General features: G+C 58.7%; 22 protein-coding genes. 6 read left to right on the forward strand and 16 right to left on the reverse strand.

The window, feature by feature from the left end:
- Positions 1-14: 14 nt before the first annotated feature.
- The 9 genes from QCE64_RS19515 to QCE64_RS19555 form a co-directional block, all read right to left on the reverse strand.
- Positions 15-1,358, reverse strand: a complete 1,344-nt coding sequence (locus QCE64_RS19515; RefSeq protein WP_309931978.1) for an MFS transporter — start codon at positions 1,356-1,358, stop codon at positions 15-17.
- Between the two features lie 18 nt (positions 1,359-1,376).
- On the reverse strand, positions 1,377-2,285 hold the full coding sequence (locus tag QCE64_RS19520; RefSeq protein ID WP_309920511.1) for a dihydrodipicolinate synthase family protein: 909 nt from the start codon (positions 2,283-2,285) through the stop codon (positions 1,377-1,379).
- Positions 2,286-2,314: 29 nt separating this feature from the next.
- Positions 2,315-3,364, reverse strand: coding sequence for an Ldh family oxidoreductase (locus QCE64_RS19525; RefSeq protein WP_309931976.1), 1,050 nt, complete (start codon positions 3,362-3,364; stop codon positions 2,315-2,317).
- Positions 3,365-3,369: 5 nt separating this feature from the next.
- Positions 3,370-4,332 (reverse strand): D-glycerate dehydrogenase, encoded by a 963-nt coding sequence (locus tag QCE64_RS19530; protein WP_310005610.1) that lies wholly within the window; start codon positions 4,330-4,332, stop codon positions 3,370-3,372.
- Positions 4,329-5,672 (reverse strand): MFS transporter, encoded by a 1,344-nt coding sequence (locus QCE64_RS19535; protein WP_310005611.1) that lies wholly within the window; start codon positions 5,670-5,672, stop codon positions 4,329-4,331. Before QCE64_RS19535 ends, QCE64_RS19530 begins: the two co-directional genes overlap by 4 nt.
- Positions 5,673-5,785: 113 nt before the next feature.
- Positions 5,786-6,970, reverse strand: a complete 1,185-nt coding sequence (locus tag QCE64_RS19540) for an enolase C-terminal domain-like protein (RefSeq protein ID WP_309920499.1) — start codon at positions 6,968-6,970, stop codon at positions 5,786-5,788.
- Between the two features lie 107 nt (positions 6,971-7,077).
- The gene (locus QCE64_RS19545; protein ID WP_310005613.1) at positions 7,078-8,118 is read right to left on the reverse strand and encodes a LacI family DNA-binding transcriptional regulator; all 1,041 of its coding nucleotides are present in this window, start codon (positions 8,116-8,118) and stop codon (positions 7,078-7,080) included.
- Between the two features lie 146 nt (positions 8,119-8,264).
- Positions 8,265-8,705, reverse strand: a complete 441-nt coding sequence (locus QCE64_RS19550; RefSeq protein ID WP_309920495.1) for a DUF4174 domain-containing protein — start codon at positions 8,703-8,705, stop codon at positions 8,265-8,267.
- A 389-nt stretch (positions 8,706-9,094) separates the two neighbouring features.
- A complete protein-coding gene (locus tag QCE64_RS19555) occupies positions 9,095-9,334 on the reverse strand; it encodes a hypothetical protein (protein WP_309920492.1) in 240 nt (79 codons plus the stop codon).
- A 1,191-nt stretch (positions 9,335-10,525) separates the two neighbouring features.
- Between QCE64_RS19555 and QCE64_RS19560 the strand changes: the two genes are divergently transcribed.
- Positions 10,526-11,533 carry a serine protease gene (locus QCE64_RS19560; RefSeq protein WP_310005615.1) on the forward strand — a complete coding sequence of 336 codons (1,008 nt, stop codon included), beginning with the start codon at positions 10,526-10,528 and terminating at the stop codon, positions 11,531-11,533.
- Between the two features lie 481 nt (positions 11,534-12,014).
- On the opposite strand, the gene QCE64_RS19565 is transcribed toward QCE64_RS19560, so the two are convergent.
- From QCE64_RS19565 to QCE64_RS19575, 3 genes are all read right to left on the reverse strand, one after another.
- On the reverse strand, positions 12,015-12,323 hold the full coding sequence (locus QCE64_RS19565; RefSeq protein ID WP_309931966.1) for a hypothetical protein: 309 nt from the start codon (positions 12,321-12,323) through the stop codon (positions 12,015-12,017).
- An 82-nt stretch (positions 12,324-12,405) separates the two neighbouring features.
- Positions 12,406-12,759, reverse strand: a complete 354-nt coding sequence (locus QCE64_RS19570) for a hypothetical protein (protein WP_309920486.1) — start codon at positions 12,757-12,759, stop codon at positions 12,406-12,408.
- A 537-nt stretch (positions 12,760-13,296) separates the two neighbouring features.
- Positions 13,297-13,500, reverse strand: coding sequence for a cold-shock protein (locus QCE64_RS19575; protein WP_040048723.1), 204 nt, complete (start codon positions 13,498-13,500; stop codon positions 13,297-13,299).
- A 1,402-nt stretch (positions 13,501-14,902) separates the two neighbouring features.
- Here QCE64_RS19575 and QCE64_RS19580 point away from each other — a divergent pair.
- Entirely contained in the window at positions 14,903-15,043 is a 141-nt protein-coding gene (locus QCE64_RS19580) for a hypothetical protein (protein ID WP_310005617.1), read from the forward strand.
- 793 nt (positions 15,044-15,836) lie between these two features.
- On the opposite strand, the gene QCE64_RS19585 is transcribed toward QCE64_RS19580, so the two are convergent.
- The 3 genes from QCE64_RS19585 to QCE64_RS19595 form a co-directional block, all read right to left on the reverse strand.
- The gene (locus tag QCE64_RS19585) at positions 15,837-17,213 is read right to left on the reverse strand and encodes a DUF308 domain-containing protein (protein ID WP_310005619.1); all 1,377 of its coding nucleotides are present in this window, start codon (positions 17,211-17,213) and stop codon (positions 15,837-15,839) included.
- 221 nt (positions 17,214-17,434) lie between these two features.
- Positions 17,435-18,061, reverse strand: a complete 627-nt coding sequence (locus QCE64_RS19590; RefSeq protein WP_310005621.1) for a tyrosine-type recombinase/integrase — start codon at positions 18,059-18,061, stop codon at positions 17,435-17,437.
- 365 nt (positions 18,062-18,426) lie between these two features.
- Positions 18,427-18,771 carry a response regulator gene (locus QCE64_RS19595; RefSeq protein WP_310005623.1) on the reverse strand — a complete coding sequence of 115 codons (345 nt, stop codon included), beginning with the start codon at positions 18,769-18,771 and terminating at the stop codon, positions 18,427-18,429.
- A gap of 442 nt (positions 18,772-19,213) precedes the next feature.
- Here QCE64_RS19595 and QCE64_RS19600 point away from each other — a divergent pair, with 442 nt between their 5' ends.
- Positions 19,214-20,023: a transglutaminase family protein gene (locus tag QCE64_RS19600; protein ID WP_309927744.1), complete on the forward strand. Its 810-nt coding sequence runs from the start codon at positions 19,214-19,216 to the stop codon at positions 20,021-20,023.
- A gap of 41 nt (positions 20,024-20,064) precedes the next feature.
- The gene (locus tag QCE64_RS19605; RefSeq protein ID WP_310005625.1) at positions 20,065-21,114 is read left to right on the forward strand and encodes a putative zinc-binding metallopeptidase; all 1,050 of its coding nucleotides are present in this window, start codon (positions 20,065-20,067) and stop codon (positions 21,112-21,114) included.
- Between the two features lie 259 nt (positions 21,115-21,373).
- On the opposite strand, the gene QCE64_RS19610 is transcribed toward QCE64_RS19605, so the two are convergent.
- Positions 21,374-21,766: a response regulator gene (locus QCE64_RS19610; RefSeq protein WP_310005627.1), complete on the reverse strand. Its 393-nt coding sequence runs from the start codon at positions 21,764-21,766 to the stop codon at positions 21,374-21,376.
- A gap of 355 nt (positions 21,767-22,121) precedes the next feature.
- Between QCE64_RS19610 and QCE64_RS19615 the strand changes: the two genes are divergently transcribed.
- The gene (locus QCE64_RS19615; protein ID WP_310005629.1) at positions 22,122-22,928 is read left to right on the forward strand and encodes an alpha/beta hydrolase; all 807 of its coding nucleotides are present in this window, start codon (positions 22,122-22,124) and stop codon (positions 22,926-22,928) included.
- Positions 22,928-24,493 (forward strand): ATP-binding protein, encoded by a 1,566-nt coding sequence (locus tag QCE64_RS19620; protein WP_310005632.1) that lies wholly within the window; start codon positions 22,928-22,930, stop codon positions 24,491-24,493. The genes QCE64_RS19615 and QCE64_RS19620 overlap by 1 nt, the downstream gene beginning before the upstream one ends.
- The last annotated feature ends 90 nt before the right edge of the window (positions 24,494-24,583 follow it).

Raw genomic sequence — 24,583 nt, forward strand, 5'->3', positions numbered from 1 at the left:
GGGAAGCCGCGCGCTCAGCGCGCCACTTCGAGGCGACGGATCTTTCCGGTGATGAAGAGATAGGTGATCGCGCCGATCAACCCATGGGCCGCGACGAAGTACATCGCGCCGGTGAACGAGCCCGTCAGCTGCAACGCATAGCCGATGACGATCGGCGTGACGATGCCCGAGATGCTGCCGAACAGATTGAACAGGCCGCCCGCCAGTCCGACGAGATGCGGCGGCGCGGTGTCCGAGACCACGGCCCAGTTCACGGCCGCGAGACCCTTGCCGAAAATCGCGAGCGACATCAGCGCAACCACGGTATAAGGCGATGCGACGAAATTGCACAGCACGAGGCTCGACGCGAGCAGCATGCCAATCACGAACGGCGTCTTGCGCGCCACACTGACGTCAAGGCCGCGACGCAACAGCGAGTCCGACAGATAGCCGCCCGCGATACCGCCGATGAATCCTGCCATCGCCGGCAGCGTCGCCAGGAAGCCGACTTCCACGATGTTCATCCCGCGTCCCTTGACCAGATAAATCGGGAACCACGTGATGAAGAAATACTGCAGCGACGTCAGGCAATACTGGCTGAGATACACGCCGAGCATGAGCCGGCTCTTCAGAAAGAAGCGCACCGCGCCGAGATCGACACTGCCTGTCTCGAGCGCCTTCTTCCCGTTCGTACCGAGGTTCGCACCGCCTTCGCGCAGATAGTCGAGCTCGGCGGCATTCGCGCGTGGATGCGCCTGCGGCTGATGCATCACCTTGAACCAGACCATCGCCAGCACGAGACCCAGTGCACCCATGATCCAGAACACACTCGGCCAGCCGGCCTTGTGCACGAGAAAGCCCATCAAGGGCACGAAGACGACGACCGCGATGTACTGCGCCGAGTTATAGATCGACGTCGCGAGGCCGCGCTCGCGGACCGGAAACCACGCCGCGACGATGTGGCTGTTCGCCGGCGACACCGGTGACTCGACCAGACCCAGCAGAAAGCGCAGTACGAACAATCCGGCGATGGCGGCCGCCGTCGAAAGCGTGCCGAGAAAGCCCTGCGCCACCGTACACAGGGACCACAGTACGAGACTGATGCCGTAGACCTTGATCGAATCAAAACGGTCGAGCAGCCAGCCCGCAGGCAGTTGCGCAAGCACATAGGCCCATGCGAACGCCGAGAACACATAGCCGAGCGCGACCGGTCCGATCCCAAGATCCGCCGACATCGCTGAGCCGGTGATCGACAGATTCGCCCGGTCACCCAGATTGACCGCGCTGGCGATGACCAGCATCGCGAGCACCGCGTAACGCACGGAGGTGCGCTGCGTCATCGCTACGCCCGCGGCGACGCTTTCGCTTTTCATTTGCATGTCTCCTCTGTCTTCTCTTTAAGCGCGGCGTTCGGCGAGTCTCTTCTCCAGCCGGCTCGACAGGCGGTCCAGTTCCTGGATGTCGGCTGCAGAGAGCTTCGGACCCGGTGTACGCATCGTGGCGGAACGGATCGCGCCGCGACGACGCATCATTTCCTTGCGTGCGCAGACTCCCCAGAAGCCCATCGCCTCGTAGCGCAACAACGGCAGATAGATGTCGAAGACGTCGTCGGCTTCATCGAATTTGCCCGCGGCGTGCAGCGCGTAGACTTCGGACAGCATCTCGGGATACGAGAAGCCGGCCATCGGGCCATCGGCTCCGCGGCCGAGTTCGAGCGGCAGATACATCGCGTTGTTGCCCGTCAGGATCGCAACGCGACGGCCGCCGCCAGCGCGCAGGCGAGAAATCTTGTTCAGGCAAGGGAGATCCTCTTCCTTCACCAGTTCGATTTCCTTGTGCGTATCGATGAGCGCGAGCATCGCCGGCACGGACATCGCCACCTTCGACGCGAAGGGAAAGTCCTGCAGTACCGTCGGCACCCCGACGTTCCGCCGGAACACATCGGCGAAATAGCCGTGCAATTCCTCGTCGGTCTGGATGCCGGCGGGCGGGGCGATCATCACGCCTGCCGCGCCGAGGTCCATGACGCGCGCGGACAGGTCGGTGAGCTGCGCCAGGCTCGCGTTGCTTACGCCGACCACGCACGGCCGCGAACCCGCGCGCTTGATGAAGCGCGACGCGACCTGCAAGGCCTCGTCCGCGTTCAGCTTGCCCGCTTCGCCACTCACGCCGAGCACGGTGAAGCCCTGCGCACCGTGCCGGATGTAGAAATCGACGAGCGTGTCGATGCTTTCAAGATCGACCGCACCGCTCTCGTCGAAGGGCGTCTGCGTGACGATGAAAACTCCTTTTGAATCGCGCAACATGGGGAACTCCAGAGTTGAATTGCGTTGGATCACGCCGATGCAGGCATCGGCAGATCGAGTGTGTCGGACCAGGTTTTCATGCGGACGATGACGTCGTCAGTGAGCGCGACACCATCGCGTATCTGTTCGCGGCGCAGTGCGAGCGCGCGCTCGCCGGGCAGGCGCACCGGCGGCGCACCTTCGCGCACGCGGCTGGCGTGACACGCATCGGCGAGCCAGGTGGTTTCGTCCAGAAACGCATCCAGCCCGCCGAGCAGACGAGGATTCAGTACCTGGAGGAACACACCTTGACCAAACTTGTCAGGCTTCGTGCGGCGGCCCGATCCCGGCAGCGCGAGCGTCAGTGCCTCGACGGCAAGACCGAGCCCGAAGCCCTTGTAGCCGAACTCCACGCCGCCCAGCGGCAGCACCGTGCCGGGCGGCTTGGCCGTCAGGACGTGGGGATCGTTCGTCGGCTTGCCTTGCGCATCGAGCAGCCAGTCGCCGGGCAAGGTTTCGCCACGCTGCGCGAAGGCCGTGAAGAACGTATTGCTGCCGAGCGATGTGCATTGATCGATGAGAATCGGATCGCGCCGCGTCGGGATGCCGTAGGCGATCGGATTCGTCGTCAGCACTGCGTCCATGCCACCGAACGGCGCAACCGAAGCCACGCCCGCATTGGTCGCGGACAAGGTCACGAAGAGATTGCGTTCGACGAGCGGCAACAGATAGCTTTGCAGGCAGCCGATATGCGAACACTCTGCAATCGTTGCTACCACCACGGCACGCGACGTCGCGCGCGCGATGACCTCGTCGATCGCACGATGCATCACCCACGCGCCCGGCAGGCGGTTCGCATGCCATGAGAATGCGCTGTCGGTATCGGACAGGACGCGCACTTCGCCCTGGGTTGCGATCTGACCTGCCTGCAGGCGTTCGAGATAGGTCGCGAGCAGCCAGAGACCGTGGCTGCGATGTCCGAGCAACTCGGCATCGACCAGTCTTGCCGCGACCTGATCCGCATGGTCAGCCAACATGCCGCAGCGCTGCAAGGCCTGCGATGCGTACCGTGTCAGGTCGATATGGGAATAAGTTGGCATGGCGTTCAGTGAAAGTTCAACGTGTCGGGGCAGTGATTTCCGCCCAGCACCAGCGCAATGTTGTCCAGTCCACGCAGACCGAGATCGTTGCGCGTCTGCACGGTGGCCGACCCGCTGTGCGGCGTCATGAAGACTTGCGGCAGTTCGAGAAAGCGCCTGTCGAAGTGCGGCTCGCTGGCGAACACGTCAAGTCCCGCAGCGGCAATGTGGCCGCTGCGCAGGCTGTCGATGAGCGCGGCTTCGTCGATCAGCGAACCACGCGCGGTGTTCACGACAATCGCGCCACGCGGCAGCATCGCGAGTTGACGGCTGCCGATGAGCGGCGCCGCGCCCGGACTCGCAGGAAGATGCAGCGACAGAATCCGTGCATGCGGCAACAGCTCGTCGAGCGAGTCGAAGTAGCGCGCGCCCTGCTCGATGTCCTGCGCAACGCGACGGCGGCTGTGATACAGGATGCTCATGCCGAACGCACGGGCACGCTGCGCAACCGCCTGCCCGATGCGCCCCATCCCGACGATGCCGAGCGTGCTGCCCGTCACCCGATGCCCGAGCAGCTCGCTCAACCCGAGCGCGCGGCCCCAGCCGTCCTGCATCACCTGCAGGTGTTCGCGGGCCCGCCGGCTGGCGGCGAGAATATGCAGCAGCGTCGCGTCGGCAGTGCATTCGGTCACGACCGGCGCATTCGTCACGACGATGTCCCGGGCTTCGGCCGCCTGGAGGTCGATGTGATCGAAACCGACGCTGGTCGTCGCCGCCACGCGCAGGCTCTGCGGCAGGCGCTCAATCAGCGTGCGATCCAGACGCAGCGCGCCCGAGAACAGCAAGCCTTGCGCTTCGTGGGCATGCGCCCGGCTCACCAGATCGTCGACCGACAGCGGTTGGTGCGGAACGATGGCATCGAACCGCGCCTTCGCACGTTCCTCGACGGCGGGCTGCATCGGCCGCGACAGAATGATTCGATGCTTCATGCCACGACCGCCTCCGGCAACTTGAGCCGTTTCAGCTTGCCGACGATGAAGAGGTAGCTCAATGCACCGACCAGCGCATGCGTGCCGACGAAATACATCGCGCCCGTGAACGAGCCGGTGATCGCGAGGATGTAGCCGATGGCGATCGGCGTCACGATGCCCGCGATATTCCCCGCTACGCCGAACAGTCCGCCCGCGATGCCGACGATTTCAGGCGGCGCGGTATCGACGACGACGGCAAGTCCGATCTGTGCAAGACCTTTGCCGAACAAGGCAAGCGACATCAGCGCGACGATCACGGCGGTCGAATCCGTAAAGTTGCACAGCACGAGCAGACTCGCGAGCAACATGCCGGAGACAAACGGAATCTTGCGCGCGGCGGTCACGCTGCCGCCGCTCTTCAACACGCGATCGGAAATCCATCCGCCGAGCACGCTGCCGACGAAACCGCAGATCGCGGGCAAGGTCGCGACGAAACCGACGTGCAGCAAATCCATGCCCCGGCCCCTGACCAGGTAGATCGGGAACCACGTGATGAAGAAATACTGAAGCGACGTGATGCAATACTGGCCGAGATACACGCCCGCCATCATGCGGCTCCTGAGCAGCACCTTGATCGAACCGGCGGGCGGCGGGACACGCTTCTTCTTGTTCGCTTCGATATCGATCATCGCGCCGTTCTCGCGCAGATAGTCGAGCTCTTCCTGCGTCACTTTGGAATTCTTGTCCGGCGCCCGCATGACCGCGAACCAGACCCCCGCGAGCAACATGCCGAAGCTGCCCATGAACCAGAACACCCAGTGCCAGCTCAACGCGTGACTGAGCATGCCCATCACCGGGACGAACAGAACGACCGCGACGTATTGCGCCGAACTGAAGATCGAGGTCGCGAGTCCGCGTTCGCGCAGCGGAAACCACGCCGCGACGATGTAGTTGTTGGCCGGATAAATCGGCGCCTCTACGAGACCGACGAGAAAGCGGCATGCGAACAACGCGCCGATGGCAAGCGTCACTGGCAGAAAGCCGACATAGCCCTGGAGAAACGTGAAGAACGACCAGAGAAAGAGTGCCGCACCATAGACCTTGATCGAGTTGAAACGATCGAGCAGCCAGCCGCCCGGCAATTGCCCGATGACATAAGCCCAAGCGAACGCCGAGAACACATAACCCATCGTGACGCTGCTCAGGCCGAGTTCCTTGGCCATCGGTGCGCCGGCAATCGAGAGGTTCGCGCGATCGCCGAGATTGACTGCGGTGACGAGCAGAATGAGCGCGAGCACGTAGTACCGCACGTAGCGGTGCCGCGCACGGACTGCGCTGAGAACAGCCTGCGTTGACATCGAATGTCTCCTGAGTGTCGGACGGCCTTCATACCGCCCGTCGGGTAAGCGGCCCGGGCGGGCCGCCCCTGCATGTGGCTGCTCGATGCAGCTCTTTTTGCCAGGCGCCGTGCTTAGCGCTTGTTCAACTCGAAGACGTGATGCTGCTTCGTGTGACGCTTGATGTAGTCCCAGTCGTAGGTGACGCCCAGCCCCGGGCCGGTCGGTACCGGCACCGTGCCGTCGCGGTCGATGCAGTCGATCTGGTCGTTGTAGTCGCACGCATAGACCTGCGGGATGTTGTTCGCACAGTCCGGACCGACGAGCGCGACTTCGTAGTAGTTCGAGTTGCGGATCGCGCCCATCACGTGACGATGCGCCGGGCCGACCGCATGCACTTCGACATCGAGACCGAAGGCTTCCGCGAGACGCGCTGTCTTGATCGCGCCGGTGATGCCCATGTCGTATTCCGGATCGACACGCAGGAAGTCCGTACCGCCCGCCATCAGGAAGTCCGCCTTGGGTTCGAGGCCGCGCACATGCTCGGTGATGAGCAGCGGCGTCTTGAGCATTTCACGCAGCTTCTTGTGCGAGAACGCGGACAGGCCGGCATCGCGATACGGATCTTCGAACCAGAAGTAGTTGGCTTCGTCACAGGCGCGGCCGACGTAGAGCGCATCGGCGAAGGTCTTCAGATCGCAGGCGCCGTCGTACATCAGGTCCATTTCGTTGCCCACGGCCTTGCGCGTCGCGAGAATCGCGGCGGCCTCTTCCTTCGGGTTACCGTCGAACCAGCCGTGAATCTTGTAGCCGCGATAGCCCATCTCGCGGCAGCGCACGGCGAACTCGCCATATGCTTCGGGGCTGTCGAGACCTCCGTTGCGATCGCCGTGGAAAGTGCTCGCATAGGCCTTCAGACGGGAACGATATCCGCCGAGCAGGTTCGCGATCGACGTATTCAGTTGCTTGCCGACCAGGTCCCACAACGCGATGTCGACCGGACCGTGGCCCATGTGATCGAAGTGATGCAGCTTGCGCTTGAACTCGTCGTAGAGCTCTTCGCGCATGGCGGGATCGCGGCCGAGCAGGTCCGGGGCAAGCATGATCGACTGGGCGAGCGCCGGGCGCGTGCCGCCCCACATCGCCACGTATTCGCCACGCGCGCCGTCGTCCGCTTCAATCACGACGGCGTACTTCTTCAGCTTCATCCTGCCGCCCTTCTTGTAGGCGACGTGGTTGTGCGTATGCTCGGACGCGGCGGCGAGGTTCTCGACCTCGTATTCGAAGTCGAAAATCTCGACGCGGTTGATTTTGCTCATGACAAGTCTCCGGTGTTCGGCGCGAGATAGCGCTATCTGACGTGCAAGATAGCGCTATCTCATCCGGATGACAAGCAGCTTTTTGCGTTACTTTTCGAACTTGGGGTTTACGCGGAAGCGCGTCGCACGACAGAAAAGCCGACATCGACGACGCGTTCGGTCACGTCTTTCGATGCGCGCTCGACGATGAGCCGCGCCGCTTCCTGCCCGATGATCTTGCCGTCTGCGCGGATCGTGGTGAGCGGGGGATCGGTGTCCGGCGCGAAGTTCATGTCCCCGTAACCCATTACGGCGAGCTGTTCCGGCACGTCGATGCCGCGCGCTTTCGCTTCCGTGAGCACGCCGAGCGCGACCATGTCGGAGGTGCAGAATACGGCGTCGAGCGGTGCGGGCCGCGACAGCAAGTCGGCGAGCGCGCGGCGCCCTTCGCCTAACGTGCTCGGCGCGGGAATCAGGACGGATTCGACGCGTGCCTTCTTGTCGTGCTCGCGTATGGCGGCGATGAAACCTTGTGCGCGCATGGCTGCGCGGTCGTCGTTCGCGCTGATGATGGCGATATGGCGCCGCCCTTCGCCGATCAGGAATTCGGCGGCCTCGCGACCCACGGCGGTCTGCGAGAAACCGACGAGCATGTCGAGCGGCTCCGGGGGCATGTCCCAGGTTTCGATGACCGGAATGCCCGATACGAGCAGCCGCTTGCGCCCTTCCTTCGAGCGCACGGCGCCCACCGTGACGATCGCGTCGGGACGGCGTGCGATCAGCGTATCCAGGAGTGCGGGCTCGAGTTGATGCCCGTAGTCGCTCTCGCCGAGAATGACCTGATAACCTTTCTTCGCCAGCGCGCTTCGCAGGGCCTGCACGAACTCGAGATAGATCGTCGATGCGATGCTCGGCACGATGACGGCCACCAGCAGACTGCGCGCCGATGCAAGTGCCCCGGCAAGCAGATTCGGCACATAGCCCGTTTCGATCACGGCGAGGCGTACTCGCTCGACCATTTCCGGATTGACAGTTTCCGGCGAATTCAATGCTCGCGAGGCCGTCATCGGCGCCACACCGGCTGCCCGGGCGACATCGGCCAGCGTCACGCGTCCGCTGCCTCTGCGCGCGCGACGCTTGACCAATGAAGAAGGGTTGTCGACTGACAAAACGCGTTCCCTCGAAACGTGCGAGTAACAATGCTCGTGCTTCGACGAGCTCCACAGGCGAAGTATGCCCGAAGGGCTGTGCAGCATGGCGTACGAGAGGATCCGGAGGCGCGGCGCGTGGGGTGGCGTGCTCCAGCTGAAGTTGACTACGTCCCGCGGCCTGCTGCCTCCTGCTTGCGCATCGGCATGGCGTCGATGGTCTTGAACAACTCACGGGATTCGATCGGCTCGTGCGAGTCCAGTTTTACGCCGCCGTCCTTGCCGACGAGAAGCACGCGAAACGTGCCGGCCTTGACTCCGTAACGTTGACGTAGAGCGCTGGCGGAATCGCCGACGCCTTGCACGTCATTCCCGATCACTTCGATCACCAGGAGATCGCGCTCCGGAAAGCCCTTGCTTCCCTCGATGGTCGCGCGCTGTTTCGACAGTGCCGCAGAATCGGCATTCCCGGCGAAGATGATGAGCAAACGCTTCTGCCATGAGTACTGTTCGACAGAGGGTGCTGTGCTTCCCCCGGCCTTCGAGATTGTGGTCATTCCCATCAGCATCGTTCCCATGATGCCTGCAAGTACCAGATACCGGTTCATTGGCCAGCCCCTCAGACAGAGTTCAAGGAGACCGGATGCGACATGGCGCACCGGGTCTTTATATTCAGCATACCTCTACCCGTTGGCTTCGGTTGGGGCTTGATGAGTGTCTTGAGACGTCTGTGCGCTTGGACGGGGATAGTCGGCGCTGGTCTCGCCCGATTCCGGTCGCGGCCGAGACGCTGCCGCCGTTCGTATACTTATAGGCCGTGCCGGGCAGCAGCTGAGCGGAATCTTGAAAGGGCGCTTTCTTGCCGGTTTAAAATCGGGGCCGACCGATGTTCGTTTCCGTACGCGGGTGATCGTCAATCCAACCTTACCCCTGAAACCGGCCAGGTGCCGTCCGTGAACAATTACTGAGTGTAGTGGGTCGGGAAACAAACATGCAGTCAATCGACGGGACCGAGTAACACGTCGATTGCGGCTTGGCCGGCAATTTCGGCCACCAGATAGGCCCAACGCTCAGTAAAAGGTCCGTTGCGCAACGGGATGCGGCTTCCCCGCGCACCGAGCACTTCGAGGTTCGTGGCGCCTCTTATCTGAAAGGTCACGTCAAAGGTGTTCTCGTCAGCAGCCGAAGTCAGTTCGATCTGAATCTCGAAGCCGCGGTATGCGATCGTTCGGTGCATGAAAGCCTCCCTTTTCGTCTTCGGAGACTAACATGAGTCAGCATCGGACGGTCTCCGCAACCTTTTGGATAGGTCGTCATGCATGCGCCACCACGCGTCCTCAACTATCTACATGCCGGAACCTTCAGGACCGCAATTACCGATTGCGTGAATGCTTCTTGGAACAAACTCGTTTGCACGATCTTCAACTGTTCTATCGACCTGTTTGAAGGGCGGGAGCGCTTGGGTCGTTGCATCCCGCTGGGTCGCTGCTCTCTTCCCGCACGCGATCGTTCGGTTGCTCGCCGAAAAACGCGCGGCTCTTTGGGCAAGTGTCGATCGCTTCCTGTGCTTATGCCGTGCAAGCGCGCTCTGCATCGCCCGCGCTCTGATACCCGCTTTGGGCAGGCAGCCTGAACACGCAGCTCCGCGACTGACCGTCTTCCGCTTCCGGCTCTTTAATGCACACGGCGGCATCGAATCCGTCCTCATCGTTGTGACCGTGACCGGACATGGTCCGGCTGGCGTGGAAAGACGAGCGGATAGATTTCCAGCCCACGATATAGGCGGAAATTGACTGGCATGAGTGAGCCCTCGAGCCGCTCAGGCGCCAAAGAAGACGGTGTGCAAAGCAGCTTTGCATGATGGACTTCGGTAAGTTCGTCGAAGCACTGCTGGAACACAAAGCGGCATTCGGTCCAGCCGGCACGTCCCATCCTACCCGCTTCCCTTTGTCTAGCTTACTTTGAGCGCACAACTTTGGCTGATGTTAGAAGGAAGCGCGTTATACAGCGATTCACGGGCTATACTTAAGCATTCTCCGTCAGTCGAAGCGGCGCCTGTCTGTCCCAATGGAGCGCCTATGTACCGGATCATTCCATTCCGCGGCTTCGCCACGTCCGCGGGGCGGTGTCAGCCGAAGACATGTATGACGTGACGTTTCCAATCAAAGGCAGCTCCAATCCTGGCGTGCTTGGTCGCGCCGGCCACCGCATCCAGATTCATTAGGGTCCTTTTACTCGTCGCTGGGCCTATCTCATTGCAGAGAGCGCCGGGCAAGCGGCAGTCGATGCCCTCCTCGATGCGCAGCAAAAAGGATTGACAAGGCGGCTTTGCGTGGGCTTTACCGTCGTCTCTCAGTCCACTCGGTCCTGCATCCAATTATCTCGACAAGCTCGCCCTCGGAGCTTCATCCGTTGCACAGGCCTCTCTATGAACGCTAACCTTGTCGAACTGTACGTTAGCCCGAATGGCGATAGGTGGTTGTTGGTTGCCGCAGCCAACGGTCATCCCGTCGTTCGGCACGTTCCCAGCACCGCTTCGGGGGGACGCTCATCAGATTTGTCCCTGTCGGCCTTTCTTTGCACCGACGGCGCAACGCCGCAGCAAGATGCGCTGCTTCGACTGATCAGCCGACTTGCCTTGCCGCTCGCAAGCGCCTGCTCGACTGTACCGGCAGACGTCCCCGCACTGCATCGACCTACTGCAGATGAATTGCTTCTCACGGCGGCTCGTGTGAGGACCTTCGCCAGCGCACAGCATCTCACCAATGCAAGCGGCTTCTTCTTTGCCCGTGACGAGCGCCTCTTTCTCGTCACAAGCCGTCATGTGGTCAACGACGAACCTAGCAAGCACTTCCCCGATCGCCTGGACATAGAGCTTCACGTCGATCGAGATAATCTCGGTGCGTCGACGTGGTTTTCGATGCCACTGTTTTCAGAAGGCGTCGCAGCGTGGCGACAAGGCTCCGACGACGGCGGCTCGATCGATGTCGCGGTGCTGGAAATTCACAAAGCTAGGCTGCCATCAAGTGCCGTCTTCAACGCGTTCACGCCTGAGCATCTGCCGAAGTCTGGCGATGCCATGCCGATAGGCGCCTCGGTTCTCATCGTGGGGTTTCCGCTCGGCTTTCACGACTCGCTCCACCATCTTCCCGTCGTGAGACAAGGCGTCGTTGCATCGGCGTTCGGTCTTCGCTTTCAGGGTAAGGGATGCTTCATTACGGATGCGCGAACGCATCGAGGGACAAGCGGCGCACCTGTGGTGATGAGCAAGCCGTTGAAAGAACAGTCGGCGATGGGTGAGAGCTTGCCATGGACGCTTCTTGGCGTTCACTCATCCACCATTGACATGGGCAGTCGCGACCTCCAAGTCGACGAGACGCTCGGCCTCAACAGCGCATGGTACGCCGACATTTTGATGACGCTCACGGAACACTGAGGCAGTCGTTTCTCCCGGCGCCGGCAGCTACCTTCCGACAACAGCGCTGAGCGGTCCACCTTGCCATGACGACGGACGCACAAACTTACCGGCCTTCCAAGGCGGCGCTGCTTTGAAAAAGCTGCAGGAGGGCCGAGACAGGGCCGTCAAAGGCTTGCGGAAGGGCACGATTTCGCCATGGGCATCCGCGGACCAGGCCTGCCCTCGTGGTGGTCGTTAAGCTGCCACCGGATCAAACCATAGCCAGGCGCACGACGTACTCAGCAGATTGCCTGCTTACGAGTTGGGCACGTCATTGAATCACTAATCGGTTGCGACCGAGAAGGTCCACTCGTTCACGGAACTCATCCTGTCTGAACGCAAACGCAGGATGCTACGGACATGCGCCCCGTCGAGATGGCATGCCGCAGCCCGAGCCTCCTGCATTTTCGTGAAATGGTGCACCCAGCCGACGTCGGCAACTGCCGAACAACTACAGAAACTACCTCTGGGAATAGCCCTCTCGCCACAACGTGGCACCGACGGCCATCAGAACTTGGGCGTCTCCTTCCTCCAGACGATCCCAGGCCGACGCCAGCCACTGCGCGAGTCCGTTGCACGCGTCATTCAACGTCACGTAGTCTCTTCCCTCAGCGTTGAACTGCTCAAAGGTAGCAAGTACGTTTTCTTCTGTCGCCATGTCAATCCCCAGGGTACGTCCGTACTCGACGAGCATAGCCGCGAGTTGCTTGAAATATGCTGGACTGTCCGCGCCCACTTCTCGCACGCCTTCGTACGGGCTTCGCTGCATGGGCCTATCACGGATGTCCAGTGTAGTGACTGCCACGGGGCGTCAGCCCAAGCGACGCATGTGACATCGATAGCGCCGGCCCTCAACTGCCGTCGTCGGTCGCACGCGCCGGCGAAACGTAGATCGATTTCGAAAAAAGCGTCTCACCGCCCATCGATCGATCGAGTACACCGATCGCTCGGTTCAGCAGGCCGACCTCGGCGCCCATGCTACGCGCTTGACGCATATAGAAGTTCACAGCATCGAGCCCGTCAATGGTGCGGGCATCGCCTAGCGGTTGCCCCGGCCACCGCGCGAGAAGTACTGGATCTACATCGGGCCCGTAACTGTCCCTACTCGACAAAATGCACCCGGTGCCAATGTGCACCACTTCGCTTCGAGCACGATCTGCGTGGAACTGCGGAAGTGTCGAAAGAAACTCCAGTAGAGGATACATTTGCCCTCCGGGGCCTGTGCCTGCGATAGGTTGGGGGATCATTCAGCGCGCTGCAACGGTGGGAACACCGATCACGCAGTCGCCAGGAATACAAACGTTTTAAACGCAGCGCTATCGCACGCTTTGCGGGAGTCGCTCTGCTTTAATCCTTGAATGCCGAAAGGGCAATCGTTAATGAGATCGCAGACTGCCGCGAATCCGCTCATAGCCACGCTCCCATGATCGCTAGCGATCACATGTGGGCAGGCGCTGGCTCTGTTCAGCCGCTGAAACGGTCGCGTATATCGACTTATGGCAGACCGCCATAGTACTGCGCGTCACCTTGCCGGCAAACAGCTATGATCCGGCGATCCTATCACCGGTAGTCGACCCCCGATTTCCGGGGAGAGATGACTGGCAGGACGAGCTGACTATATGGTCAGACGCATCGGACAAAGAGGTTCCACTAAAGCGCGCCGATGCGATCGCGCAAATTGTGACGCGCGGGTGTCGACTGTAGCGACAGAAAAGGGCCGGTAGACCGGCCCTTGAACTGCGTTACAGCGGTGAGATATTCGCGGCTTGCATGCCTTTCGGACCGCGCTTTGTCTCGTAGCTTACTTTTTGATTCTCCGCGAGCGTCTTGAAGCCGTCGCCTTTAACTTCCGAGAAGTGAGCAAACAGATCGTCCCCACCCGCATCAGGGGTGATGAAACCAAAGCCCTTGCTATCGTTGAACCACTTGACTGTACCGGTATCCATTAGAATTCCTTGAAAAAATAAGAGCTCGCGTTCGGAGCGACAAAAACTTCAAGGAAGAAGAGAGGATAGCGAGTACCGCGCCGACGACGCGGATAATGGTGATCAGCAATCGAGCTTCTTGAATATTTCATTTTTCACAATATAGTGGTGGCATGGCCTTGTCAATGCTTTTCTAGACGATTCTCAGTGGAACTGGGGCGGCTAATTGCGCCCTGATGACGACTCGAATATCGATCGGCTCTTGACATGCGGAAGTCGGCCGTGAGCCGTTGCAGCCTGAAGCCGCAACGCCGACGCACGTGCTGTCGTGGCAATCGTCCTGCCGAACGGCATGATGGTTGTACCTCGCACGATTGACGAGTTGACCACTCAACACGTTGAGCCGCTTAGGCGTCTCCTAGCGGTCTCCGTGCGAATCTCCAGGTTCGCGTTCCCATGTTTTCCGCGGAATACTGTCGCTGTTGTTCTTGTCAGCAAGATAAAAGATGAGCCATGCACCAAGGACCAACATAGTGACCGTCATCGCTATCATTGATGCACCTTTCAGTAGTTGCCGCGCCAGCGTCGCACTCCACACGCTGAGAGCCGTGGGACAACAGGCCTCTCAGCAACACCAGTTGAAAACGTGATGCGAGGCACCTGCCAATGCCCACCGCAGCTTTGGTCTCGCTTGTTTCGGTGGCATTCCACAAAGCCAAGCAGATGGGCTGCCATTGGGACAATGAGCGCTAGGACTGCGGCTGCGACACGCAATTCCACGTCGGTCGTGTCCCACACGAACACTTAGATGGCCCCTAATGCTTCTCGCCACCGCTCGCTGGCACAGAACACGCTGGATGCCGGAGTCGTGCGACACGTCACAGGCTCCACAGGCTGGTCATCGCCTAGGCACTCGACGGTAGCGTACTTATTTTACTGCTCCGCTCACGACAACCTTTGACACCGGCGACGGATCGGAGTGTCCGCACCGCTTCGCGCGCTTTTGCTTCGAGCGACGCGCGCCCATTTCTTCGATCAAGTGCGTAAAGCCTCGAAGCCCACGGTGCACGGCACCTTTTTCATTCGCATTCATCAAACCTCCTTGAGCATGCACGTAGCTCATTATGCGCCCCCGGTACGAGGGGCGAGTGATTACTGCTGCAATGTCCGAGACGGCGCCTGTCACGGCGGGTCAGAAGGCGCCACGCACATCGTCGCCCTGACGTCGTGCCGGTCGAGACATGAATGACACTAGACACGAATGCCCTCAACACCGCTCGCGCAGGAAAATTCGGCCATCGGGGCGCAACCAGGATTACCGTCATCGCGGAATTGATCGTGCAACGTTTGGAGCATGCTTTAAGTCGCTCCGCAAAGGATCACCTTATGGTCGCCGTCCTGATCGCCCTTGCCCGAGAGCCGTATGGATGAAGATGGAAGCTATATGGCGGATAGCAAAGAGACGTTGGAGCGCTGGCGTGACAGCATTAAAAAAAAGATCACGATCGGTGTTGGCGTGTCGACGCGGAATAAACCGATTTGCTCGTCGGAGTGGGCTTCTTGAACCGGGCTGATCTGCCGTTCTGCGATCCCGCGTCGCCTGTATCGTTGAGCGCTGTGCTTTGGCAGGTCCGAGAGAGAACCAGTCATTCGATTGGCAAGGGGACGGCACTTGCCGAGGCTGGCGAGACGGTCGCGCAAACTCGCGCGCTGCTTCGAGCCCGATCCGGCTTTACTATCGTTCAGTTAGCTGCCGATTCAAGTTGGCAATAGCGGGCCTGCTATCCAGGGAATGATTCTTACCAGTATCTTCGAACCGCTTTTCAGAGGGCAGAACAGCAATTCAAGTGACCAATCTGAGAATCTTTGACTCGGTCTGTACATAGCGGTGAGATCGTTGAAGCCCATCGGGGTGCGATTGAAGCAGAGTCTGATGATTCTGAAACCTTATTTTCCATGGTCATGCCACGTGACAGGTCCCTCGAACCTACCAACTGAGGTGAGAAGTGGGCGAGCCCTCAGATAAGAGATGTTCGCGCGCCGACCTTTTGAGACATTCGACTATCTGTTCTCAAACGTCAGCAATGCGACGCGTTGCTCATGGCGACAGTGCGATACAACTGGACCGTGTTGGCCTGCGCCAGGTGACTGCCTCGTCCCGAGAGGACCTTCGAATGTCCGCATGCATCGCTGGTCAAACGGTTTGATGGGCCGACCTTTGTCCGATACGATGGCCCTCGTTCTCTTAGATCTGCCTGCCAATCTAAAACAACAAGACAACCGCAACGGCGGTTTCGGATGTAGAAAGTCTCTCATTCACATCCGCCGATTCGCAGGCGTGCACCCAGTAACAAGTCTCACAAACCGCCATCGGATCGCTTGGAATCGCTTCCCGAGTTATCAGCATGTGAGTGTATCCTCCAGGCACGGCGCAAAATCTTGCGCCACCAGAACGGCCGAGGGTCAGCCAGCATGCTCAGCGCCCTGGCGTAATCGAGAACGAGCCCTGGTGTCCACGCCATAGTTAGGGCGCGCTTGCGAATCTGGGCAGCGACCCAGAGTTCCGGCGTAAAAAATAGCCGCACGAAGGCGCCCCAGCCCGCTCTGTTGCCATATAGACGCCCGACAGCACCATTAAGTGCGGCCTCAAGCGCGTACGCCACCGAACTCGAACAGTTGCGATGAGTAAGGTTATATGTCGTATTCTGCCGGTAGTGATCCCAAAACGCTTGCAGGCTTGCAGGGTCGTAATTGCGAATGCGAACCTGCGTCGTCGATGGACACCACGTTTTCGATTCGTACGGGTAACTTGGCTGAAATACACCTGGAACATTGTTGTCGGGAGTTGCTCGTAGCAGCCGTGAAAATTCATCGGGCGACCGGTCAATTTCTGCGGCAGGATAAAGACTCACATAGACGCCTTCTGGTGTCTCCAAGGCTGCATGACCGGTCGAGATCACTCCGTTTTCGTCGACTGCTGCAATATAACGATCGATCAAAGGATAGTTCTGAGGCTTACCTTTGGATGAGCCCGTTGGCGTCCAAACATGCACCGTGAGTGCGGTCTCGCCATCAAGCGGTGGGCCATCCCATTCTGTTTGGCTGAAAACCGGCATGACTGTCGTTGGCACCGCTGCTGGACGTAACATGGACTTATTCGAAGTCGCGAAGGCCGGATTGCGCACCATGTTTCGCACGCGTGCGCCAACGAGCAAGGTGTTTCCTCCAATAAAGACGAAAAGCGCAGCAAGACACCACGGCACTGTTCCGTAGTAGTGGGTTGGATAGGGCTGATAAACCGAGATCGCAAATAGCACTTCCAGTGTTCCCCACGCGAATGCGGCGCGCCATCGGCGATGACGAACTACCCACGCGGAAGTGCATTGCAACACTCCATCCGCTAGAAAGAATGTGCCGAAGATCATCGCGAGGATAAAATGGCCATGATGATGCCCCGCAAAAATGAGGACGGCTGCTAGCAGCACTGCAGCTCCTCGTACAAAACGAAGGATGCGCTGCCCTCCAACGCCGACTGACGCAGCTGCCATTGCAATGAAGCCATCGACCAACAGAAACCAGGCGAGAGGTGCGAAAGGGAACGAAAGGGCATTGTCGAGAGCGTCGATGAACAAGCCTATCCCGACCAGAATCCAGACCACGCCGAGCACGAGGAAGACCAGCCAACGTTTTCGGATCAGATTGACGCCCAAAACCAGCAATACCAGTCGAAACATGAAGGGCTTTCTCCGTGCAGATGTCCTTCTGGAGTCGGAAAAAACGCGCGCCAATTGCTCGCCAGTTGTAGCTCGCCCTTTCCTCGCAACCTATGGTTCATGCGACAGGCTAGCTCTCGCGTGACCGTTCTCGAAGAATATCAGACCCCTGCAAATCATTTCTCCTTTGCTAGTGGCTGACCGCGCGTGGCCGACAAGCGCACGCTCGTTGGCCACGGAAGCTAGACTTCCGTTTGCTCAGCCATCTCAAGTGCGTCGTCTACCTCGATCCCAAGGTACCGCACCGTGCTCTCGATTTTTGTGTGGCCCAATAGCAATTGGACCGCGCGCAGGTTCTTGGTGCGGCGATGGATCAACGAAGCTTTTGTTCGTCGCATTGTGTACGTACCGTATGCGCTGTCGTCAAGTCCGATCGACGCGATCCAACGATGAACGATGCGCGCATACTGACGCGTCGACACATGCGCTGAGGCATGCAGCCGACTTGGAAACAAATAATCGGCAGGCTTCAATCCTCGAGCACAAATCCAAGCCGAAACACTTTGACGAGTCTGCTCCGTTATTTCAAACTGAACCGGTCGATGCGTTTTCAGCTGCATGAAAGTCGCGCGAGCTACGACATGACCTTCCATGGAGACGTCCTGCACTTGCAAACGCGTCATATCGCACGCTCGAAGCTTACTGTCGATCGCAAGGTTGAACATCGCCAACTCGCGAACGTTGGATGACATCTGCAGTCTTGTCCGAATCGCCCAGATCTCACGAAGCTTCAATGGAGGCGTCTGTCCGGTCAGCCTCCCCTTATTCCACGGCACCCGACGAGCGGGCGAACAATCAAGCGCTTCCATGGCAACCTCCTCTTCAATTCTTCAATGAAGGGAGATCAACCTTCCGCTCACGCCAGCGGTCGCTTCCGACCCCGAACAGGCATTCGATCGGGCGACATGGACATAACCGGTCACAAGAGATATCGGTCATTCGGCGAGCCATGCGACGGGATAGCACAGATCAAGCACGGCTGAAAGCGATTACGGCGACGGAACCTGGACGATGCGCATTGAGACATTTTTTTCTCTGTAATCAGCCCTCGCACGGAGATCGTCGAGTTTCTCCAGTACCGTTGCCGCTAAAGCCTTTTGAGAAGTTTCCGCGATTCGCCGCATGCCTCACGAGACGTTTTCCGGCTTGTTACTTAGGTGCTAGTTTCGCGAGGTCAACAGGCTTGGATAATGCGGGTCATGCCCAATTCGGTCATTGGCTTAGTGACGTATCCGTCGAAGTCTCCCATTTGCTCTTCTTCGAGATGAGTCTTGCCCGTTACGGCCACGATGCAGGCATGCGTTGAGTTTCCAGCGGAGCGAATGTATTTGCACAGCGTCAGGCCATCGATATCCGGCAGACCGATGTCCATGAAGATTGCATCGTATCGGGTGGCTGCAGCCAGCCGCAAGCCGACTCCTCCCTCGTGAGCAAGATGGGATCGGTGACCGAGAGAATTAGCGAGCGCCGCAAATGCCTCCGCAGAGTCGAGATCATCCTCAATGAACAGGAATAACATGAGTCCCTCACACAATGATCCCCTCGGCCTGCCCTCGTGGTAGCTGCTGCTATGGCACGATTTCGATAGCTGATGGAAGCAAAATTTCAATGTTTTCGCCTTGGCTCGACGCGCGTCCGCCATGTTTGGTCCAACGTCTCGACGCATGTAGGCATGTCGCACGGTCCATACCCGCACATTTTGTGCTCATGTTCGTGTTTGGACGGTCTCAAGGTGCCAGAGGTTTCTTCCGGGTTCCTGCTTCACGCAAGTGCTTACCGCCTATTTTCATAGGCGTTTGCGTTTTTATTCCATTCAACAAGCGTCCGTGCCCGATTGTCTTCCAGGTGGGTACGGCAGTTGCATTGACGTGTGCGAAGGTCCGACACGCGCCTCCCATACAACTATTTTCTCGACCCTGAAGCACTGAGGGATCACTTCCGATCGCCAGGAGCATGGTTTCATGAAACTTCGTGTTGGCTTCCAGTTGACCTATGCGTGTACGCAAGCGACACCCGCCATTCTGATGATGAATACCCATCCCTCGGTAGCGGAATGTATGCTGGAAGCGGATCGCATATGGTTCGATCCGCCGCTGTCGTTCACTCACTATTACGATGCGTTCGGAAACCTGTGCACGCGCATCGTCACGCCCGCTGGAGGCTCGCTTGTTGTCGCAACTGAAGGCGTGCTCGACTTGCCAGATACGGTCGAAACGCACCCTGTAGACGGTAGCGAACATTCGGTGGAGTCTCTGCCTCCCGATGCCCTTCAGTTTCTTCTGGGTAGTCGCTACTGCGAGACGGATCTGCTTTCGAATTTCGCGTGGACTCTGTTCAGCGGCGTGGCTCCAGGTCGCGCCCGAGTCCTTGCCGTTTGCGACTACGTGCATGATCACGTTAGATTCGATTATTCATCAGCCAGGCCGACCCGCACGGCGTTCGAAACTTTCAACGAAAAAATCGGCGTATGTCGGGACTATGCTCATCTGGCCATCGCACTGTGCCGCGCCTTGAATATCCCCGCGCGATACTGCACAGGCTACATTAGCGACGTCAATCTGCCGCCGCCCCACGCGGATCAGGATTTTTGTGCCTGGTTTGAAGCCTATTTGGGTGGAACTTGGCAGATCTTCGATCCCCGTAACAACGCCCCACGCACAGGCCGGGTGCTCATGGCCCGGGGCCGCGACGCAGCAGACGTGCCAATCAGCATGACATTTGGAGCCGCCGACCTTATTGGATTCAAAGTGATCTGTGAAAAACATGAGTGAAGGATGTTCACATCTCGTCTCGGTGCACCTGTAGGGCAGCCATGAGAATCTTCCACTGTACAGCGTGCGCACACCCGATCTTTTTCGAACACGTGCAGTGCGAACGCTGCGGCAGCGCACTCGGATTCATCTCCGAAACCGGTGAAATGAGTGCGTTCACCGACGAAGGCACAAATCGCTGGAAGGCCCACAATTCGGCCGACGATAAGTTCTATAGGCCATGCCATAACTATGCGATCGAGCATGTTTGCAACTGGATGGTCCCCTCGGCGTCCGACGATCGATACTGTGAATCATGCCGCCTGACCTCGATCATTCCGAATCTCCGAGCACCACGACGAAAGCATTATTGGTCAAGGCTGGAGGCGGCCAAACGTCGACTGCTTTACACACTTTCCGTTTTGCAGTTGAGGGTGGAGACAAGACAACAGAATCCTGCGACAGGTCTGCAATTCGAGTTTCGCGAAAGTCGTGCTAACACAATTGTGACGACCGGCCATAAAGATGGTCTTATCACCATGAATATCGCCGAGGCAGACGATATGCGGCGGGAACGCGTGCGTATCGCATTGGGTGAACCCTATCGCACCCTGTTGGGACATTTTAGGCACGAAATTGGACACTATTACTTTGATCGGCTCGTGGCTGGCACAGAGCATCTAAGGTCCTTTCGCACTTTGTTCGGTGACGAGCGCAAGGATTATGGCGACGCGCTCGATTTTCACTATCATAATGGCGCGCCTGCGGATTGGGGAAAGGCATACGTCAGTGCCTACGCCACCATGCATCCATGGGAGGATTGGGCCGAGACATGGTCCCATTATTTACATATGGTCGACACGGTAGGCACGGCCAGCGCATGCGGAATTAGAATTGAGTCCCGTGATCTTACTGCGCCCTATTCAATCGATCGCCCGGCTTCTCGTTTGCCTTCTTTCGAATCTCTGATTGAGCAATGGTGTCCTTTAACGTACGCGATGAATAGCTTGAATCGAAGCTTGGGAATGCCGGATCCCTATCCATTCACGCTGGCTCCCGCAGCCGTGAAAAAACTTGAGTTCGTCCACTATGTGATCGATACAGCTGGTTGACGTCGCTCACGGCAAAGGCGTTCGCTACTGCCTGCACGAAAGAAGTGGACGCGATTGCCCAAGCATACTGCGCCTGCGGAGGCAACATCTTCGCAATTTGTTTCAAACCTGCATGGCAACCGCTCCCCGGCGGAGGAGATTATCGCCGCCCTCGTTCGAGCGGTCGAGCGATTGCTGGTCGGCCATTTAAGTCATTTGGTCTCAAATCCATAGTTTTGCGAACAGTTATAATAGTTACCCGTCCCCTCAGCAGCCCCGCTTAAATCGCTGCGACGCCTCGCCGGTTCAGCAGGTCGATAATTTCGGACGTCAAGGCGTCGACACTCACGGGCTTGTACAGCAGCTGGTCGATCTGAGCACCGGATGGAACGGTCATCGCCGCAGTCCACATGATAAAAGGGACGGTTGCAAACCGGCTGTCTTGCCTGAGCGCCCGGCACATTGCCAACCCATCGAGGCCGGGCATCATGTAGTCAGTCAGCACAAGATTGGGAAGACTTTCTTTTGCCAGTGTCAGCCCGGCAAAGCCGTTGGAAGCTGTCAGAACCCGGAATCCCGATTCTTTCAGAAGTATTGCCCAGACATCGAGCAGATCGACCGCGTCATCCACCAGAAGGATGAGAGGGGCCGTAGAACCGTTGTGGAGATTCAAGTTGTTGCCCAATCAGTGGCGGACGGTATTGTCCATACCCACCCAAGGGCTGTGCCGTTCCGCATTGTGGAGCAACTTTCGATCCTAGGTAGCATTTGTTATTTTTTTGTGCGCTAGGTAATCCGAGATTAGCCTGGCGCTACATCGAGGGCACTCTGGCCAGCCCGGCATACTTTGCCTTCGTCAAGATATTTGCCTGCGTAAGCTGTCTGTCATATGGGACCAGTCTGTTAAAGTTGCAGAGCTACTTCCGCGTGTTTCACCTCGGCCGTGGCGGATTAGAGGACCAAGCCACCTCTTGGCAATGTGCCGCTACCTGCCGCGAACGCGGCTCATGAGGAGCCCGAGCATCCGCATGCACCCTATTGTCAAGCGCAACAATATCCACATCACTGGTAGTGGCCGAGCCACAATGGTCTTTGCTCACGGATTTGGTTGCGATCAGACCATGTGGCGAAGCATTGTTCCCGCGTTTCGGGACCATTTCCGTGTTGTGCTTTTTGATCTGGTCGGCGCTGGCCATTCGGACCTATCTGCCTGGAATGAGGCACGTTACGAATCGCTTGACGGTTACGCGTCAGATTTGATTGAGGTTATCGACGCCTGCTCTGACCAACCTGTCGTGCACGTTGGACACTCGGTGAGTGCCATCATCGCGCTACTTGCGGCGAACGAAAGTCCGGACCGGTTCGCTGCAAACCTGATGATTGCGCCTTCGCCGTCATTCATCAACGACACACGTTACGTCGGTGGTTTCGAGCGGATCGACATCGAGGAACTCCTGGAATCCCTCGACAACAATTACCTTGGCTGGTCGAGCAAAATGGCGCCGGTGATCATGGGCGCGCCCGATCAGCCCTATCTCTCCGAGGAGCTGACGAACAGTTTCTGCCGGACGGACCCCGCCATCGCGCGTCACTTCGCGCGCGTCACATTCCTGTCAGATCACCGGTCGGATCTTCAGTACGTTACGACGCCCACCCTTATCATCCAGTCAGACGACGATCTTCTTGCTCCAGTTGGCGTAGGCGAATTCATGCATGACAGGATGCGCGAAAGCACATTGACGGTCGTGAATAATGTTGGCCATTGTCCGCACATGAGTGTTCCTGCTGACTGCGTAAACGCGATGAACGCTTTTCTAAAGCAGCAGGGAATGTGATGACGGGCGTCGCGGGGTTGGGTCCAACGGCAGATGAAATTTTCGAGAACGCGGGCTGTGGGCTCTTGGTCACGACGACCCAAGGCAGGATTGTCAGGGCGAACGGGACGTTCTGTCGCTGGATTGGCATGCAGCCAGACGAGATCGTGGGTCACAAGCGGTTCGCTGACCTGCTGACAATGGGTGGTCGCATTTTTCACCAGACGCACTGGTCACCGCTGCTCCAGCTGCAAGGGTCAGTTGCCGAGGTCAAGCTGGAGCTGCGCCACAGGGACGGCCGCAAAATACGCATGCTTGTCAATGCTGCACGGCGCCCGCATGGTGACGTTGACTACGACCATCTGGCCTGTATGGTGATGGACGAGAGACATTCTTACGAGCAGGAGCTGCTGGACGAACGACAAAAGGCAGAACTGGCGCTCAAGGTCGCATCCTCATCGGAGATGGCGCTACAGATCGCCGACCGTCACAAGGATGAGTTTCTCGCGACACTCGCACACGAGATCCGCAATCCCCTCGCGACGCTTCGGGCAGTGGCCGACGTTCTGGAACGCAAGGAGTTCAGCGACCCCCAAATCACCTGGGCGCGTGGCGTTATCGGCAGGCAGGTCGGCCATATCACGCACCTGATGGATGACCTGCTTGAAGTCTCACGCATTGGAGAAGGAAAGCTCCAGATGCGGGACGTGGCGGTTGATGTAGTTTCCGTCGCCCGACAGGCACTCGAATCCTCCCAGTCCCTGATCAAGGCATCCGCACATACGGTGAATGTAGACATTCAAAGCGCTCCGCTTCTTGTGCAAGGTGACCCGACGCGGCTCTCGCAGGTAATGCAAAATCTGCTGAGCAATGCAGCGAAATACACGCCGCATGGTGGCGTCATCTGGTTCAGCGTCAAACAGCAGGAAGACGATGCCGTCATTATGGTCCGCGATAACGGCATCGGGATCGGTGAACAGGACCTTCTATCAATCTTTGGCCTCTACGCGCAGCTACCTCAGGGTGAATCACGCTCTCAGGGTGGATTGGGAATTGGTCTCGCACTCGTAAAAGCACTTGTTGAACGCCATGGCGGAACGGTATCGGCCCAAAGCGAAGGAAAGGGGCTTGGCAGCGAGTTCGCCGTACACATCCCAGTGATTGGCGTGGATGTGGGCTCTCCCGATTTTGCACCTGACCGGCGTCAGCAGGAGACACCCTCCCCACGCCGCACGCAGCGAATCTTGATTGTGGACGATAATCCGGATGCAGCCGCGAGCCTTTCCATGCTGCTTGAAATGGACGGCCATGAAACACGAACGGTGGGCGACGGAAAGGATGCGTTGCGCATCCAGGTCGAATTCCGGGCGGACACGGTCATTCTGGATATCGGCTTGCCCGGAATGAACGGGTATGAAGTTGCGCAAGTGCTACGTCAACGTGAAAAAACCCGGGAGACCAAACTCATCGCGCTGACCGGCCGAGCTCAGCAACAGGATCGGGATATGGCGCTCGACGCGGGCTTTGATCTGCACCTTTCGAAGCCGGTTGATTACAGCGTGCTGTGCCAATTTCTTGCCGCCTAGCAACGAATGGCCGGTTTGATGGTTGGATGCGCCGTTTAAACGACGGGCCCGTTGAAACCGCGACTGACTGTTCATGGCCGGATACAGCCC

The sequence above is a fragment of the Caballeronia sp. LZ043 genome (genome assembly GCF_031451075.1).
Taxonomy (GTDB): Bacteria; Pseudomonadota; Gammaproteobacteria; order Burkholderiales; family Burkholderiaceae; genus Caballeronia.